An 18,137-nucleotide genomic window follows, 5' to 3' on the forward strand; every position below is an offset into this window, starting at 1 on the left:
GCGGCGATCGGCAGACTCCGGAGCGGGTCGGGACGGGCGCTCAGGTCATCGACACCAGGATCCGGCGGGCGCCGGTGTAGGCGTGCCTGCCGTGCAGCGCCAGCATGTTCTCCACCACCATGATGTCGCCCCGCTCCCAGGGCGACGCCACCTCGTGCTTCTTCGCCGCGACGCGGACCGCGTCCAGGTCGGCCACCGGGATCGGCTGCCCGTCGCCGTAGGTCACCGAGTGCGGCAGGTCCGCCTCGTCGTCCACCAGTTCCAGCAGCGCCTCGCGTTCGGCGGGCGGCAGGTTCGACGGGTGCCACTGGTCGGCCTGGGTGAACCACACCTCCTCCCCCGTCACCGGGTGGGTGCGGGTCGCCGGACGGGTCGCGGCGGTCCGCAGACCGTCTTCGTCGGTCCACTCGAACGCCATGTCCTCGTCGGCCAGGAAGCGCGCCACCTCGGCGCGGTCGTCCGTCTCGAACGTCCGCTGCCACGACTTGCCCAGCCCGTAGCCGCCGTGCAGGTGCCGGCGGTAGGTCACGCCGCGCTCGGTGAACCGGGCGCGCACCGCCGGGTCGAGGTCGGCCAGCAGCGCCCGACCGTCGCACACCGGAGTGGCACCGCCGGTCTCGGCGGCCACCAGGCAGCAGAAGAACAGGTAGCGCGGCCACGTACTGGCGTAGGACAGCTCGTTGTGCAGCGAGATCTCGTACTCGGGCGGGTACTCGGTGGACGTGAAGACGCCGTCGGCCACCTTGCTGCGCGGTGTGTTCCCGCCCCGGTAGCTGGTCAGCGGGTCGCCGAAGCGGGCGACCGCCGCGTGGAACTGCTCGGGTGTGCGGATGTCCAGGCCGCGCAGCAGGACGACACCGCCGGTGCCCAACGCCTCTTCGACCTCGGCGCGCGACGCGTCCGCGCCCAGCCGCACGACGGTCGTGCCCTCACTCCGCATTCTTCCTCGTCTCCGGCGCCATCGCGGCGGCCTCCTCCTCGCTCGGCAGATCACGCATCCCGGGGATGACCGATGTCGCGTACACCAGCACCGGCGACAGCACACCGATCGAGGCCACCCACACCACCGCCTGGACGCCGACCGCGTCGGCCGCCACGCCGGCGATGAGCGCGCCGACCGGGACCATCGCCAGCGACAACGCGCGCAGCGTGGCCACGACCCGGCCTTGCAGCTCGTCCGGCGTGACGACCTGGCGCAACGTCGTCTGGACGACCGTCCCGACCTGGGAGGCCAGCCCGTACCCGAACTGGGACAGCGCCAGCAGCCCGATCACCAGCCACAGCGGTTGCGGCCAGGACGCGATCGGGACCAGCAGCAGGATGGCCACCGCGCTTCCGACCGACCACAGCACCGTCCGGCCGACCCCGAAGCGCTTCATGATCCTGATCGACAGCCAGGAACCGACCACCGCACCCGGCCCGGCGGCGGCGAAGATCGCCGCGACCCAGCCGGCGGGCACGTCCAGCACGCGGACCAGGTACAGCACGTACAGCGTCTGTTGGGCGCTGTAGAAGAACCAGAACACCGCCGTCGCCACGGTGATCGCCCGCAGCACGGGGTGCCGCAGCACCCAGGTCAGCCCGGCGCCGATGGCCTTGACCACGTTCGGGCGCTGCTCGGCGGTGGGTGGCGTCGGGTCGGGCCTGCGGATGAAGACCAGCAGCACCGCCGACGCCAGGTAGGTCAACGCGCTGGTGACGAGCACCAGCGCCGAGGTGACCGCGGAGATCGCGAGACCGGCGACGCCCGGCCCGGCGAACTGCGCGGTGGACCGGCTCAGTTCGAGCTTCTGGTTGCCCTCCGCGAGCAGGGCCCGGCCCGCCAGCGACGGCAGGTAGGCGTGGTAGGCGGTCTCGAACATGACCCCGAGCACGCCGAGGCCCAGCACGACGACCCACAGCACCTCGATCCGCAGCCAGCCCGCCAGGTGCAGCAGCGGGATCGACGCCAGCAGCGCGAACCGGCCGAGGTCGGTCCAGATCATCGCGCGCCGCCTGCGCACCCGGTCCACCCAGACGCCCGCGAACAGGAACAGCAGGAACGGCAGCTGGGACAGCGCGCTGAGCACGCCCATCTGCGTGGCGGACGCGTTGAGCAGGATGACCGCGACGAGTGGCAGGACCGTGCGGGCGACCTGCGCGCCGAACACGGCGAGCGTCTGGCCGCCCCACAGCTTCAGGAAGTCCGGGTGCCGCCACAGCGTCCCCGCGTCGGCGGTCCCGCCGTTCGCGGATCCCGTGCCGGCCTGCGAGGCACCGGAGGTCCCGCCGTTCGCCGACCCCGTGCCGGCCTGCGAGGCACCGGTGGAACCGCTGTCGGCGGGTTCCGTCCCGGCGGGTCCGGTCGGCCTAGTCATCGACCAGCTCCGCGGCCGTCTCCGCCAACGGTCTGTCCGGCTCGGCGGCGGCTGCCGCCAGGAGCTCGGTGTAGTGGCCCGCGAACCGCCGCATGGTCTGCTCGTCGAACAGCTCCGGCCGGTACTCCAGCGCGCAGGTGAGCCCGTCGGGGCGCCGCCACAGGTACAGGAACACGTCGAACTTGGCGCTGCCCAACCCGAACGGCTCGAACTCCAGGCTCACCCCGCCCATGTCCACCGGCAGCGCGCGGCGGTCGTCGGCGAGCATGAACATGTTCTGCACCAACGGGGTCACCCCCGGGTCGCGGCGCGGCGCCAGCTCGTCCACCAGCACCTCGAACGGCACGTCGGCGTTGCCGTAGGCCTCGATGGTCACCTGCCGCACCCGCCGCAGCAGCTCCCGGAACGTCGGCTCGCCGCCGGCGTCGACCCGCAGCACCAACGTGTTCACGAAGAACCCGATCAGCGGCTCCAGCTCCGGCCGCTGCCTGGTGATCATCGGCACGCCCACCGCGAGGTCGTGCGCGCCGCTGTACCGCCGCAGCAGCTCGACGTAGCACGCGAGGGAGGCCATGAACAGCGTCGCCCCCTCCCCCGCGCCGACCGCGCGCAACGCGTCCACGACGTCGGCGGGCACGTCGAACCGCAGGTACGCCCCGCTCACGCCGATCCGCGCCGGCCGGGGCCGGTCGGTCGGCAGGTCGAGCCGGGCGGGCAGGCCGGCCAACTGGCGCCGCCAGTAGGAGAGCTGCGCGTCGGCGGCCCCGTCGGACATCGCCGCACGCTGCCACGCCGCGAAGTCCGCGTACCGCACGGGAAGCTCCGGCAGGCGCGGCGCCCGGCCGTCCCGCAGCGCCGGGTACAGCTCGGCCAGCTCCGCGGACAGCACCTCCACCGACGGGCCGTCGAACACGGCGTGGTGCACGGTGAGCAGCAGGTGGTGCTCCTCGGGAGCCGTGCGGATGAGCAGTGCCCGCAGCGGTGGTCGGGTCGCCAGGTCGAAGGGCAGGCCGCCGTGCTCGTCCAGCAGCGCGCGCCGTTCCTCCTCCCGTTCGGCCGGATCGAGGTCGGACAGGTCGACGGTGTCGAACGGGAAGCCGGGTTCCGCGTCGACGACCCTGGTCAGCCCGGCGGGCGTGGCGACGAACCTGGTCCGCAGGACCTCGTGCCGCCGCACGATCTCGCGCAACGCCCGTTCCAGCACGTCCGGGTCCAGCGGGCCGGACAACCGGCGCAGGTACTGGACGTTGTGCAGCGTCGCGCCGGGGTTGAGCTGGTCGGTGAACCACAGCCGCTGCTCGCCGTAGGACGCCGGCTCGACCGCGCCGGGCGGCACCGGCGTGATCGGCGGCAGTTCGCCGGTCCGGATCCTGCTCGCGGCCACGGCCGCCAGCTTGGCCACGGTCGGCTCGGCGAACACGACCGGGAGCGGCAGCGTCACCCCGAACGCCTTGCGCATCCTGGTGATCAGCTGGATCACCAGCAGCGAGTGGCCGCCGATCGCGATGAAGTCGTCGGTGCGCCGGACGTGGTCGCGGCGCAGCAGCGACCGGAACAGCCCGGCGACGATCTCCTCGAACTCCCCGGCCGGTGCGTCCCCGGCGGGGTCCGGCACGGCCCCGTCCGGTGCGGTGTGGCCCGGTGCCGTGTGGCCCGACGCGGTGTGGCCCGACGCGGTGTGGCCCGACGTGGTGCGGCCCGACGCGGTGTGGTCCGGCGCGGGCAACCGGGACCGGTCCAGCTTGCCGTGCGGCGTCAGCGGCAGCTCGTCCAGCACGGTGAACGTCGTGGGCACCATGAAGTCGGGCAGGGCACGGGCGGCATGGGCGCGCACGGCGTCCGGGTCGAGTCGCCTGCCCCCGACCGGGACGAGGTACGCGGCCAGGTCGGGCGTCGCCGTCACCGCGCAGTCCGCGACGTCCGCGTGGCCTGCCAGCACGTGCCGCACCTCTCCCGGTTCGACCCGGTGACCGCGGACCTTGACCTGGTCGTCGAACCGGCCGAGGAACTCGATCGCACCGCCGCGCAGCCTGCGCACCCGGTCCCCGGTGCGGTACAGCCGGGCGCCCGGCCTGCCGGAGAACGGGTCGGGCACGAACCGGTCGGCGGTCAGGCCCGGTCTGCCGAGGTATCCCCGGGAGACCGTCGCACCGCCGATGCACAGCTCGCCGACGACGCCGTCGGGCACCGGCTCGCCCAGTTCGTCGAGCACGTACGCCTCGGCGTGGGCCATCGGCCAGCCCAGCGGGGTGAGCACGCCGATCGGCTGCGCGTCCCGGTCGGCGGGCAACGCCAGCACGCCGACCGTGGTCTCGGTGGGCCCGTAGTGGTTCACCACGTCCACCACCCGCCGCAGCTCCCTCAACCGGTCCACTGTGGACGCTTCGCCACCGAGGATCAGCGCCCGGCGCGGCACCAGGTCGGTGGAGTCCAAGGCCGCCAGGTGCGACGGGGTGATCTTGAGGTAGTCGACGGCCTCGCGCCGCAGGTGTTCGCCCAGCCACGCCGAGTCCGTCGCGCGTTCCCGGTCCACGAGGTGCAGCCTGCCACCGCCGCACAGGGCGCCGAAGAAGGCCGTGACGGCGAAGTCGAAGGTCAACGGCTGGAGCGTGGCCCACACCGGGCGGTCCGGCGGCTGGAGCAGCGCGGCGAGCCCGTCCAGGTACGCCGCCAGGTTGCCGTGCGTCACCCCGACCGCCTTCGGCTTGCCGGTCGAGCCGGAGGTGTAGATCAGGTAGGCCAGCGAGTCCGGCCGGATGACGACCGCCGGCGGGTCCGCGGAGCCCTCGTCCACGACGAACACCGGCACCTCGGCGTCGACCTTCCGCCCGGCGGTGGTGACGACGGCGACGGCGCCCGCGTCGGCGAGCAGGAACCGCACCCGCTCCTCCGGGTGCCGCACGTCCAACGGCAGGTACGGACGGCCGGACGCGAGCACGCCGAGCACCGCCACGGCCAGGTCCACGGTGTTGTCGGACAGCACCGCCACCGGCCCGGCGCCGACCCCGGACAGCCTGCGCGCCAACCGGTTCGCCCGGCCGTGCAACTCCCGGTAGGTGAGCCGGCCACCCGCCGAGTCGCACACCGCGACCTCGTCGGGCAGCCGTTCGGCGATCCGCGCGAAGCGGACCGGCACCGACGTCTCCGGGTCGACCACACCGGTCGACGGCCCGCCGGTCAACCGCTCGCGCTCGCCGTCGAGCAGCAGCGGCAACCGGTTCAGCGCGAGGTCCGGGTCCGCCGTCGCGGCCTTCACCAGCCGGGTGAACCGGTCGGCCATCCCGCGCGCGGTCGACTCGTCGAACAGGTCCGCGCTGTACTCCAGCCGGCCGCGCAGCACCCCGTCGGCGTCCTCGGCGAGGTCCAGGATGAGGTCGACCTTCGCGGTGCCGTTGCCGGTCTGCGGGCTGCCGATGGACGGGATCAGGTTCAGCACCACCTGGTAGAGCGGTGGGCGCGCCGCGTCCCGGTCCGGCGCCAACTCCTCCACGAGCCGGTCGAACGGGACGTCGGAGTGGTCCATCGCCGAGCGCAGCGTCCCGGTGGACCGCCCGACCAGCTCGCGGAACGACGGCGTGCCGCCGCAGTCCACGCGCAGCACGAGCGTGTTCACGAACATGCCGATCAACGGCTCCAGCTCGGGCAGTTGCCGTCCCGCGACCGGGCACGCCACCACGACGTCGGTCTGCCCGGACAGCCGGTGCAGCACCGCGACGAAGCCCGCCAGCAGCACCGCGTACGCCGTCGTGCCCGCCGAGGCGGCGAGGCGACCGACCGCCCGGTTGTCCTCGGCGGACAGTTCCAGCCACACCTCGCCGCCGCGGTGGTTCGGCCGCGGCGGGCGCGGGCGGTCGGTGGGCAGGCCGATCTCCGGCGGCAGGTCGGCCAGCCGCTGCCGCCAGTACGCCAGCTGCCCGTCCAGCGCACCGCCGGCGAGCTGATCACGTTGCCAGGCGGCGAAGTCGGCGTACTGGACCTCCAGCTCGGGCAGGTCGGCGGCCCGGCCGCGCTCGGCCGCCCGGTACAGCTCGGTCAGGTCGCCGACCAGGTTCGCCACCGACCGGGCGTCGAACACGCAGTGGTGGACCACGAAGCCGAGCACCCAGCGGTCGCCGGGCAGTCGGATCAGCCGGGCCCGCCACAGCGGCGCGGAGCCGAGGTCGACCGGACGCGCGCAGTCGGCCGCCACCAGCGCCCCGACCTCGTCCGGGGTCGCGTCGGTCGGTACGAGGTCCACCGGCACCCGCCGGTGGACGACCTGCGACAGCCGGCCGTCCCGGCTGACCAGCGAGGTGCGCAGCGTCTCGTGCCGGTCGACCAGCCGCTCGAACGCGTCCCGGAACAGGTCGGGGTCGAGGCCGTCGGGCAACGTCACCGGGAACGCGATGTTGTACACCCCGAGCTCGGGCGCGAGCTGGGAGACGAACCAGAGCCGTTCCTGGGCGAACGACGCCGGGAACAGCTGCGCCTCCGGTCGGTCGGCCATGGTCAGCCCTGCTCCGCGAGCGCTTCGCGCAGGCTGCGCGGACGCATGTCGGTCCACACCTCGTCCACGTGGGCCACGCACTCCTCGCGCTCGCCGGTGAACCCCTCGTCGTGCCACCCCGGCGGGTTCGGCCGGTCCGCCGGCCAGATCGAGTACTGCTCCTCGTCGTTCACGACGACCTTGAACATCGCTTGCCCCCTCGTCGTCAGGCGTTGCGCCGCAGTTTCGGAATGGTGCGGGCGGGCGCTTCGGCCGGTTCCGCCGCCCGCAGCTGCTCGACCTTGACCGCGAGCCCGGCCACCGTCGGCGCGTCGAACAGGCTGCGCATCGGCAGCCGGACGCCGACCGCCTTGCGGATCTGCGCGATCAGCTGCACCGCCACCAGCGAGTTGCCGCCCAGCTCGAAGAAGTCGTCGTCCACGCCGACGTGGTCGACGCCGATCGTGCGGCCCCAGATCCGGGCCAGGACCGCTTCCAGCTCGGTGGCGGGCTCCGCTCCGGTGCCCGCCACCGGGTCGGCGGCGGGCTCGTCGGCGGCGATCGTGTCCGTGGTGGTCGAGCCGATCCGGGCGACCAGCTCGGCCACGGTCTCGGTGTTGATCACGACCTGCGGGCCCAGGTCGGCGGCCAGCACGCGGCGGAACGCCTCCGCGCCGTCGGCGGGCCGGATACCGCGTCCGGCGGTCGGCTCCGCGACGGGCACTTGCTCTTGCGCGGGCCCGGCGAGGTTGCGCGCCACCGAGTCGGTGTCGACCCGCCGGAGCGTGAAGTCGCCGACGACCACCAGCGGGGTGCCGGTCTCGTCCACCAGCGTCAGGTCGGCGGTGAGCACCTCGGCCGAGGTCTCGGTGTAGCGCAGGTGGCTGTAGAACCGCGCGGGCAGCGGAGCCCGCACCTCCACCCGGCCGTAGCTCAGCGGCAGGTACGAACCCTCGCCGCGGCTGCCGAACGAGGTCGCGACGTCCAGCAGCGACGGGTGCAGCACCCAGCGGTCCAGATCGGCCCGCGCCCCGGCGGGCGCCTCGATGAGGGCGAGCTCCTCGCCGTCGCCGACGTGGACCTCTCCCAGCGCCGCCCAGCGGGGACCGAACGTGAGCATGCTGGTCCGGCCGCCGGTGCGGAACGGGTTGTCCCCGTCGTCGGCGGCCCGCACGCACCGGGCCTTGACGGCGTCGAGATCCAGGGCGTCCACAGTGGACGGACGCGTCCAGCCACCGCTGCCGCGCACGTGTTCGCGGCGCACGCCGTCACGCAGGCTGGTGACCGTGAACTCGGTGCCGTCGAGGCCCACTCGGTACTCGGCGGCCGACCCGTCCGGCACGGACAGCGGTTCCAGGAACGCCACGTCCGTCAGCTCGACCACGGCGTCGTCGTCGGGCGCGGGCACGCACCGCGCGACCGTCGCCCGCGCGTTCTCCAGGTGCCCGGTGCCGGGTACCACGCCGACACCGGCGATCCGGTGCTCGTCCAGCAGCCACTGGGACTCCGGGCTGATGACGCCCCAGCACGCCGACTCGCCGCGGCTGCCGAGCAACGGGTGGTCCACCGGCTCGGCGACCTCGGGCGTGGCGGCGCCGGCCAGGCCGTCGACCACCATGCCGACTTCCTGCCACCCGCCCCAGTTCAGCGAGAGCACCCGGCACGGCCAGCCGTGGTCGCTGCGGGCGTAGGCGTCCAGGAAGGCGTTGGCGGCGCAGTAGTCCACCTGGCCGAAGCCGCCCACGATGCCGGTGACCGAGGAGCACAGCGCGACGAAGTCCAGCGGCAGGTCGCCGAACGCCTGCCGCAACGCGAGCGTCCCGGCCAGCTTCGGCGCCAGCACGCGCTCGGCCACGGCGTGGTCCTTGACCTCCGTCATGCCGCCGCCGGCCAGGCCCGCGGCGTGCACGATCCCGTCCAGCCCGCCCAGCTCCGCCACCACCCGGTCGCGGACCCGGCGCAGCGCGACCGGATCGGTGACGTCGGCGGCGAGGACCAGCACGGTGGCGCCCGCCCGCTCCATCCGGCGGACGGCCTCGATCGCCCGGCCGACCCGCCCGGTCGAGCCGTGCACGGCGAGGTGGGTGTCCCAGTCGGCGCGTGGCGGCAGGCCGGTCCTGGACACCAGCGCCAGGCGTGCCCGGAACCGCTCCGCGAGGTCTTCGGCGAGCGTGATCCCGATGCCGCCGAGCCCGCCGGTGACCAGGTAGCGGCCCTGCTCGCGCAGCGCGTCCGGGTTGGCCGGCAGCGACACCTGCTCGTAGTCCAGCGCCCACCGCCGACCGGACCGCAGCGCCACGGACGGACCGGCGGACCGCAGCTCGGCCGCCAGCTGCCCGGACGTGGTCCGGTCCGTCACGTCGACGTGGCGCACGGACAGCCAGGGCAGCTCCAGCGGCAGCACTCGCGCCAGGCCGATCGACGTGGCCTGCTCGGGGCGGGTGAGGTCGGGGCCGAGCACGTCTTGCGCGCCCGTGGTCAGCACGTCGAGCCGGACGTCGCCGTCCTCGTGCCGGCCGGCCAACGCCTGCACCAGCCGCAGCACAGCGAAGAAGCCGGTCTCCTGCACCCGCCACGCGGCGTCGACGTCGGTACCCGCGGGCTCGGCGTCCAGCGCCCCGGCGTGCACGATCCAGCTCACGCCGTCGGTCGCGACGTCGTCCCCCGGCGCGGCCACGGTGACGGACACGCCGTCCGCGCGCAGTGCGCCGGCCAGCGCGGCTCCGCGTTCCCCGCCGACGAACACCAGGGCTTGCGCGGGCTCGGGCGCCGGCCGGGGCGAGGGCGGGAGCTGTCGCCACGTCGGCACCGCGAACCAGTCGTCCAGCGGCAGCGGACCGGTGCGCGGCGCGGTGACCACCACCCCGCCGTCGGGATCCGGGTCCACCCAGTGCCGCTTGCGCTGGTAGGGGTAGGTGGGCAGGGACACCCGCCGACCGGGTGCGCCGAACTCGGCCGGCTCGACGCCGGCCACCCAGAGCCTACCGACCGCGGCGTACAGCGTCGCCACGTCCCTGATCCGCTCGCCTGGACCGGGCAGGCTGGGCAGCGGCGCCATCGCTTCGCGCGGCAGTTGCCTGCGCGCCAGTCCGGACAGCTGCCTGCCGGGTCCGCACTCCACCAGTGCCCACTCGCCGCCGTCGGCCAGGAGCGCGGCCACGCAGGCGCCGAAGCGGACCGGTTGCCGCAGGTGCGTCGCCCAGTACGCCGGGTCGGTCGCCTGCTCGTCGGTGATCGGCAGCCCGGTGACGTTGGACAGGAACCGCAGTCGCGGTGCCCGGCGCGGCACCGCCGCGACGGCCGCGGCGAACTCCTCCAGGATGGGGTCCATCATCGGCGAGTGGAACGCGTGCGAGGTGCGCAGCACCCGACACGTGACCTCTTGCTCCGCGTAGCTCTCGGCGAGAGCGGCCACCGCGTCGGTCGGGCCGGAGACGACGCACGCACCGGGCGCGTTCACGGTCGCGATGGCGCAGCCGGTGCCCGCCAACCGGTCGGCGACCTCGGACTCGTCCAGCGACACGGAGAGCATGGATCCCTCCGGCACCGACTGCATCAGCCTGCCGCGCACGGCCACCAGCCGCAGCGCGTCCGCCGGCTCGAAGACACCCGCGAGCGTGGCCGCCACGTACTCGCCGATGGAGTGGCCGATCATCGCCGCCGGTTCGACGCCCCAGTGGCGCCACAACGCGGCGAGGGCGTACTCCAGCACGAACAGCGCGGGCTGCGTGTACCGCGTCTGCCCCAGCGCGTCGTCGTTCCCGGCGGTGAACATCAGTGTGCGGATGTCCAGTCCCAGCTCCGGTTCCAGGATGGCGGCGCACTCGTCCACCACCGCGCGGAACACCGGTTCGGCCTCGTACAGTTCCGCGCCCATGCCCGCGTACTGGCCGCCCTGCCCGGTGAACAGGAACGCCACGCGCGGCGCGGGGCCCGCGACGTGTCCGGTGACGGGCTTGCGCAGCGCCTTCACGGCGGCCTGCGGGTCGGAGGCCACGACGACGGCGCGGTGCGCCCGAGCGGTGCGCCCCACGCGAAGCGTGTAGGCGATGTCGGCCAGGTCGCGGTCGGGGTCGTCCTCCAGGTGCGCGGCCAACCGTCCCACGGCGGCGGACAGCGCGGCTTCGGTGTGCGCGGACACCTGGAGCAGGTGCGCCGGGCTCGCGACCCGCCCCTCCTCGGACGCCTCCGGTGCAGGGGCCTCCTCCAGGATCAGGTGCGCGTTGGTGCCGCCGATGCCGAACGAACTCACCGCGGCACGCCTCGGCGTCCCGTCGGACTCCCACTTGGACAAGGTGGTGGCGATGTGGAACGGGCTGTTCTCCAGGTCGATGGCCGGGTTGACCGACTCGAAGTTGATGGTCGACGGGATCAGCCGGTGTTCCAGCGCGAGCACGGTCTTGATCAGGCCGATCACGCCCGCCGCCTGGCTGAGGTGGCCGAGGTTGGACTTCACCGAGCCGAGTGCGCACCACTGCCGGTCGTCGGTGCCTTGCGCGTACGCGGTGGACAGCGCGGCGACCTCGATCGGGTCGCCGAGAGCGGTGCCGGTGCCGTGCGCCTCCACGTACCCCACCGTGCGCGGGTCGATGTCCGCGACGGCCAGCGCCTGCGCGACGCACTCGACCTGGCCCTCCACGCTGGGCGCGGAGAACCCGACCTTGTCGGAGCCGTCGTTGTTGATCGCGTTGCCCAGCACCACGCCGCGCACGTGGTCGCCGTCGGCGATCGCGTCGGACAGCCGCTTGAGCACGACCACGCCGACGCCGCTGCCCCACAGGGTGCCGTCGGCCCTGGCGTCGAACGGCCGGCAGTGCCCGTCGGGCGAGGTGTAGCCCTCCATGCCCTGGTAGCCCTTGCCGTGCGGCAGCTCGACGCACACGCCGCCGGCCAGCGCCATGTCGCACTCGCCGTTGCGCAGCGCCTCCACCGCGAGGTGCGTGGCGACCAACGACGTCGAGCAGGCGGTGTGCACGGTGAGGCTCGGCCCGCGCAGGTTCAGCTTGTAGGACACCAGGGTCGCGACGTAGTCGGGGAAGTTGGAACTGGAGATGCCCAGGTTCCCGGCGGCCTTCTGCCACAGCTCCGCGTTGCGGAACAGGTTCGTCCACTGGTAGTGGTCCGCGCCGGTGCCCGCGTAGACGCCGATCGCGCCGGGGTAGCGCACCGGGTCGTACCCCGCGTCCTCGAGCGCCGAGTGCGAGGTCTCCAGGAACAGCCGGTGCTGGGGGTTGGCCAGTTCCGCCTCGCGGGGCGTCATCCCGAACAGCTCGGCGTCGAAGTGCTCCAGCTCGTCGATCACCGGCGCGGCCGACACCCAGCTCGGGTCTGCCAGCTCCTCCTCCGTGACGCCCAGCGCGAGCTGCTCCTCCCTGGTGTAGAAGGTGATCGACTCGACCCCGTCCACCAGGTTGCGCCAGAACTGGTCGACGTCGCCGGCTCCCGGCACGCGCGCCGCCATGCCGATGACCGCGATCGGCTCCACGCCTTCGGTGAACTCCTCGTGCGTCATGTGTCGATCTCCTGTTCGGAGGTGCGGACGGCGGGCCTGCGTCGGGCCCGGCTCTTCCGGGCGGCGGCTCGTTGCGCCGCCCGGGCCAGCTGCGCGTTCTGCGCGGCGCCGTCCAGGTGCGCGGCCAGAGCGCGGATGTTGGGGTACCGGAACAGGTCCACCACCTTGATCTCCCGGTCGAACAGCTCCGCCAGCCGGGCCTGGACCGCCACCACGGCGAGCGAGTGCCCGCCGACGTCGAAGAAGTTGTCGGTCGGTCCCACCGCGTCGAGCCGCAGCACCTCGCGCCAGACCGCGCCGACGGCGATCTCGGTCGCGGTGCGCAGTTCCCCGCCGCTGTCCGCCACCGCCTTCGGCGTCCCCGCGACGTCCTCGAACCGGGGCTTGGTGGTGTCGGGGCAGTCGACCGCGACACCGGCCACCGGCTGCCCGGCGGCGGCGATCAGCTCACCGAGCAGCCGCAGGTAGTCGGCGAGCAGCGCCTCGATCCGGGCCAGGTCGTACAGGTCCGGGTTGAACACCACGTCGAGCGCGAACCGCCCGTCCCGTTCGACCAGGTACACGGTCAGGTCGAACGGCGAACCCGGCATCGCGACCGGCACGGGTGCGGTCCGCACGCCGGGCAGGGTGAGGCGGGGTTCGGCGAAGTTGAAGACGTTGAACAGCACCTGCACCAGTGCGGACCTGGCCGGGTCGCGCGGCACGCCGAGCTTGTCCACGATCCGTTCCAGCGGCGCGGCCGGATGTGCCGTGACACCGAGGAACTCCTCCCGGCACGCGTGGACGGCGGCGGGGAAGTCGGCGCTGTCGTCGACTCGCAGCCGCACCGGCACGACGTCGACGAAGAACCCGACGAGGTCTTCGAAGCCCGCCTCGGCGCGGTCGGCGACCACCACGCCCACCACGTTGTCCGGCCGGCCGGTCAGCCGCCGCAGCACCTGGCCGAACGCGGCGAGCAGCACCAGTGACGGTGTCGCGCCTTGTGTCGCGGCGAGCCCGCGGACCGCGTCGTCCAGCGCCGGCGGGAACGTCGTCGTGGCGCTGCGGCCCGAGTAGGTCTGCAACGGCGGGCGCGGGCGGTCGCGCGGGAGGTCGAGGACCGTGGGTGCGCCCGCCAGGTGGTCGACCCACCAGGCGAGGTCGGCGTCGCCGTCGCGCTCGTCGCGGTCCGCCCGCCACACCGCGTAGTCGGCGTACCGCACGGACAGCGGTGGCAGCGCCGAACCCGCGTGGGCGGCTCCGGAGTGGACGGTTCCGGAGTGCGCAGGTTCGGAACGCGCGGGTTCGGAGTGGACGGTTCCGGAGTGGACGGAACCCGAGTAGGCGGCGGCCAGGTCGCGGTAGAGGACCGACTGCGACCAGCCGTCCGCGACGGCGTGGTGCAGCACGATGCCGAGCACGTGGTCGTCCGGGCCCAGCCGGTACAGCGTCACCCGCCACACCGGGCCGGTGGCCAGGTCGATCGGGGTCGCCGCCTCGGCCGCGAGCCGGGTGGGCAGTTCGTCGTCGGTCACCACGACCACCGGCAACGGGATGTCCGCCGGTGGTCCGCACACCGCGGCGGGCACGCCCGCCGAGGCCTCGATCCGCCAGCGCAGCACGTCGTGCCGCTCCGCGACCGCCCGCAACGCGCCGCGCAGCGCGACGACGTCCAACGGACCGCGCAGCCGTTCGGCGAACGCGATGTTGTAGGCGGCGCTGTCCGGCGCGAGCTGGTCGAGGAACCACATCCGCCGTTGCGACGGCGACAGCGTCGGCGGGTTGCCGGTGGACGGCGCCGCCGTGTCGGGCAGCTTCGCGACCTGCTCGACCCGTTCGGCGATGCCCGAGAACGTGCGGCGCTCGAACACGTCGCCGACGCCGAGGTCCTTGCCCAGCTCCGCGCGGACGGCGGCGACGAACCGCATCACCGCGATCGAATGCCCGCCCGACGCGAAGAAGTCCTGGTCGTCGTTCGGCACGACGCCGAGGACGCGCAGCCAGATCGCCGCGAGCGGATCGGCGGGCACGGCCGGGTCCGGGGTCGCGGCCAAGGCGGCCACCGCCCGCTCGCGGAGCAGGGCGCGGTCCACCTTGCCCGTCGCCGGGCCGACCGGCAGCTCGTCGAAGAGGAAGACCCGGCTCGGCACCATCGCGGCGGTGAGCCGTTGCGCGCAGTGGTCCCGGAGCTCCTGCTGCGACGGCGGTTCCGCTCCGTCCACGAAGGCCACCAGCTCCAGGCCGGACGGCCCCGGCACGGCCTCCACCGCGACCGTCCCGACCGCGGGGTGGTCCCGCAGCACCGCTTCCACCTCGGCGAGTTCGATGCGCTGACCGCGGACCTTGACCTGGCGGTCGCGCCGGCCGAGGAAGTCCAGCCGGCCGTCCGGCCGCTCCCGCACCACGTCCCCGGTGCGGTAGAGCCGGGCGCCGGGCGCGCCGGAGAACGGGTCGGGCACGAACCGGTCGGCGGTCAGGCCCGGCCGGCCGAGGTAGCCCCGGGCCACGCCGACGCCACCGATCAGCAGCTCACCCGCCGTCCCCGGCGGCACCGGCTCCAGCCGCTCGTCCACGACGTGCAGCCGGTGGCCGGGCAGCGGCGCGCCAAGCGGCAGCGGCTCGGTCCACCGCCCGGTCAGCAGGTTGGCGAGCACCACCACCGTGGTCTCGGTCGGGCCGTAGATGTGCCAGAACCGCCTGCCCGGCCCGGACCACCGCTCGACCAGCCCGGGTTCGACCACGTCACCGCCGACGGCGACGGTGCGCAGGTCGGGCAGGTCCGGGTCGAGCAGTCGCAGCACCACGGGGGTGAGCACCATCCAGGTGACGCGGTGCTCGCGCAGGAACCGTTGCAGCCTCGCCGGGTCCGCGCGGTCCTCGAACCCGGCCAGCTGCACGGACCCGCCGACCATCAGCGGGGCGAACACGTCGAAGGTGAACGCGTCGAACGCGTACGAGGACAAGCCCGACATTCGGGTGCCGGCGTCGACACCGGCGTACCTCGCGGAGCCGGTCGCGAACGCGACCACGTTGCGGTGCGTGGTCAACACGCCCTTCGGCTTGCCGGTCGAGCCGGACGTGTAGATCACGTGGGCGACATCGTCCGGTCCCGCCGGGTTCTCCGGCGTCGCGGCGGACACCGCCTCCGGCACCGGAACCAGCGGGTACGCGGTCAGCGGGCGCTCGGAGCCGTCGACCACCAACGCCCCGATGCCCGCGTCCGCGGCGATGTCGGCCAGCCTCCGGCGGGGCAGGGCCGGTTCCAGCGGCACGTAGCCGGCGCCGGACATCAGCACCCCGAGCACCGCGACGACCAGCGACGGCCGCCGGTCCACGCACACGCCGACCAGCGCGCCGCGACCGACGCCCACGTCGTGCAGCGCGGCGGCGAGCGTGCCCGCACGACCGACCAGCTCCCGGTAGGTCAACGACTCGTCCCACTGCCGCACCGCCTCCGCGTCGGGGGTGCGGCGGGCCTGGGCCAGGATGAGGTCGGGGACGGTGGCGTCCGGGTGGGCGGTCATCGGGCGGCCTCCGGGTCGACGATCTGCAACCGCAGTTCACTGGAGTACCGGCGGCCCTGCGCGTCGACCAGCCAGTGCCCGCCGACGTCCGGCAGCACCTCGGAGATCGTCACCGCCGCCGCCCGGTCGACCCGCGCGGAGCCGCTCACCATGCCGCACAGCGAAGCGGCGTGCAGCGGGCTGGTCAGGTCCACGAAGACCGGTTTGATCTCGGTGCCCAGCTTGACGAAGATCCGGTCCGGGAGACCGAGCGCGCGCCGCCAGCGGCGGACCGCCAGGTACTTGGCGCGCTCGCCGGCGACGTCCGCGAGACCGGTCTCCGCGACGGTGGTGCGCCAGGTCTCCCTCGCCACGACCAGCTTGTCGACCGTGATGCGAGGTGTGTGCGGCCGGCCGTGGACGAGCTTGAACCCGTCCACGGCGTGGATCGCGAGCAGGGCCGAGAACATCTCCAGCAACGGCCGGCCGCGGCCGTCCGGCGCGTGGGCGACCAGGTCCGGCGTCACCACGACGGACGTGGCGGGCAGCAGCCGGTCCGGGTCGGCGCCCGGCGCGGGGACGACCCCGAGTTGGCGGTCGGTCGGGCCGTCCAGCGTGTGGGCGACGCGACCGGAGTAGCGCGGCCAGTCGGTCGAGTAGAGCGGGCGGATCCGGTGCTCGCCGAGGTCGGCGGCCATCGCGCGGCGCAGCGCGTCGCGGTCCGGGTGCCAGCGGGTGAACACGGCGCAGTCGAACGTCGGCCACGCGGTGTGCAGTTCGCCCAGCACCGCCAGGTAGTCGCCGCGGTTGACCGCGTCCACGTCCGGCGCGCAGATCTGGAGGTCCGGGCTGTGCAACCGGCCCGCCGACCAACCGGGGCGGTCGGCCGGGAACGCCGCCGCGGCGGCCGAGGCGAGTTCGGCGGACGTGAAGTGCAGCGGACCGGTGGTCGACGGGCCGCCGGCGGGCTCGCCGTCCAGCCCGAAGAGCTTCGCCCAGCGCGCGCCGAACTCCCGCGCCACCGCGTCCACGGGTCGTTCGCCGGTGCCGAACAACGGGCCTTGGGCGAGGTACCAGAGATCGGCCAGCCGCACCTCGTCCGTCTCGGCGGCGAGGTCTTCGTACAGCTCGCGCAACGCGGTGCCGTAGGCGTCCGCCAGTTCCGCGGTCAGCCAGCGCGCGGCGCCCAGCAGCAGCGCCATCGGCTCGGCGAGGTCGGCCAGCAACCGCCCGCCCACGACCACGTCGACGTCGCGGACCGCCTCCTCGAAGCACAGGCCGCGCCCGGCGTAGGTCTGTCCCGCCTTGCGCTGCGCGGGTCGGCCGGTGACGGCGGTGAACTCCGCGGCGAGCCCGGCCAGCGCCGTCCCGAGCCGATCGGCGTCCCCGGCGGCGGCGGCCACCTCGTCGCGGGCGGCGGTCAGCCGGTCCAGCTCACCGGTGACCCGCGCCCGGAGCACCGGATCGCCGATGCCGGCCACCAGCTCGCGCAGCACGGATTCGGCCTCCGGCCCCTGCGGCAGGTCGCCGCGCCAGCTCAGCAACCCCCGCTCGGCCAGCCGTTCCAGCAGCAGGTGGCCGTCGTCCCCGGTGCGGACCACGCCGGCGGCGACCAGGTCCGCGATCACCGTCGCCGCCGGGCCCCGACCGTCGCAGCGGACCAGCGCCGCCAGGTCGGCCGGGGACACCGGGATCGGGGGCTGCACGGGCCGGAGCACGCGCCGGCCCGCCTCGTCCAGGGTCAGGTGCGGCTGCCGCGCGGGCGGCAGCCAGCGGCGGACCTGCGGGTCCTCGGCCAGCCGGTGCGCGAAGGCGGTCAGCGCCCAGTGCTCGAAGTGCACCGCGCGGTCGCGCACCAGGCGGTCGCCGACGCGCGTGGTGATCGACGCCGCCCGCGGGTCGACGGTCGCCCACGCGGCGGGGCCGAAGAACCCGATGGTCTCGTTCTTCGCGCAGTACCGCTGCCAGTACCGGGTGACCAGGCGTTCCCGCTCCCGCCGCTTGTTGCGCCGCGGCTCGTCGGGATCGGCGCGCAGCAGCCCGTCCAGCGCGCTGAGCGCGGCGGTGCTCTGCCAGGTGACCGCCTCCCGCAGCAGCGGGTCGGCCGCGAGGTCCCGGCACACCGCGCTGCCGGCGGCCAGCGCGCGCTCGAACTCCGCGTCGAACAGCGGCTCGGCCGCCTCTCCGGCCAGGAACGCGTCGGCGGCAGCGGCGGCCTCCGGCGCGGCCAACCGGTCGAGCCCGTCGATCGGGAACCCCGTGCTGCGCAGCACGGCGTCCCGCCACACCGACCAGCCCGTCGTGCCCAGCGGCACCAGATG

General features: G+C 74.2%; 7 protein-coding genes. All 7 read right to left on the minus strand.

Annotation, left to right across the window (positions count from 1 at the left end; genetic code table 11):
• Positions 1-40 precede the first annotated feature (40 nt).
• Genes FHS29_RS23855 through FHS29_RS23885 form a run of 7 tightly spaced genes read right to left on the minus strand, consistent with a single transcriptional unit; the run spans position 41 to position 18,131 of the window.
• Positions 41-940 carry a TauD/TfdA family dioxygenase gene (locus FHS29_RS23855; protein WP_184694003.1) on the minus strand — a complete coding sequence of 300 codons (900 nt, stop codon included), beginning with the start codon at positions 938-940 and terminating at the stop codon, positions 41-43.
• Entirely contained in the window at positions 930-2,357 is a 1,428-nt protein-coding gene (locus FHS29_RS23860; protein WP_184694005.1) for an MFS transporter, read from the minus strand. Before FHS29_RS23860 ends, FHS29_RS23855 begins: the two co-directional genes overlap by 11 nt.
• A complete protein-coding gene (locus tag FHS29_RS23865; RefSeq protein WP_184694007.1) occupies positions 2,350-6,843 on the minus strand; it encodes a non-ribosomal peptide synthetase in 4,494 nt (1,497 codons plus the stop codon). The genes FHS29_RS23860 and FHS29_RS23865 overlap by 8 nt, the downstream gene beginning before the upstream one ends.
• Before the next feature lie 2 nt (positions 6,844-6,845).
• A complete protein-coding gene (locus FHS29_RS23870) occupies positions 6,846-7,031 on the minus strand; it encodes an MbtH family protein (protein ID WP_184694009.1) in 186 nt (61 codons plus the stop codon).
• A 17-nt stretch (positions 7,032-7,048) separates the two neighbouring features.
• Complete coding sequence (locus tag FHS29_RS23875; protein WP_184694011.1) at positions 7,049-12,334, minus strand: type I polyketide synthase; 5,286 nt, start codon at positions 12,332-12,334, stop codon at positions 7,049-7,051.
• The gene (locus FHS29_RS23880) at positions 12,331-15,837 is read right to left on the minus strand and encodes a non-ribosomal peptide synthetase (protein ID WP_184694013.1); all 3,507 of its coding nucleotides are present in this window, start codon (positions 15,835-15,837) and stop codon (positions 12,331-12,333) included. Before FHS29_RS23880 ends, FHS29_RS23875 begins: the two co-directional genes overlap by 4 nt.
• Positions 15,834-18,131: a lantibiotic dehydratase gene (locus FHS29_RS23885; protein ID WP_221456498.1), complete on the minus strand. Its 2,298-nt coding sequence runs from the start codon at positions 18,129-18,131 to the stop codon at positions 15,834-15,836. The genes FHS29_RS23880 and FHS29_RS23885 overlap by 4 nt, the downstream gene beginning before the upstream one ends.
• Between the last annotated feature and the right edge of the window lie 6 nt (positions 18,132-18,137).

Origin of the sequence: Saccharothrix tamanrassetensis, assembly GCF_014203665.1 — a bacterium.
Taxonomy (GTDB): Bacteria; Actinomycetota; Actinomycetes; order Mycobacteriales; family Pseudonocardiaceae; genus Actinosynnema; species Actinosynnema tamanrassetense.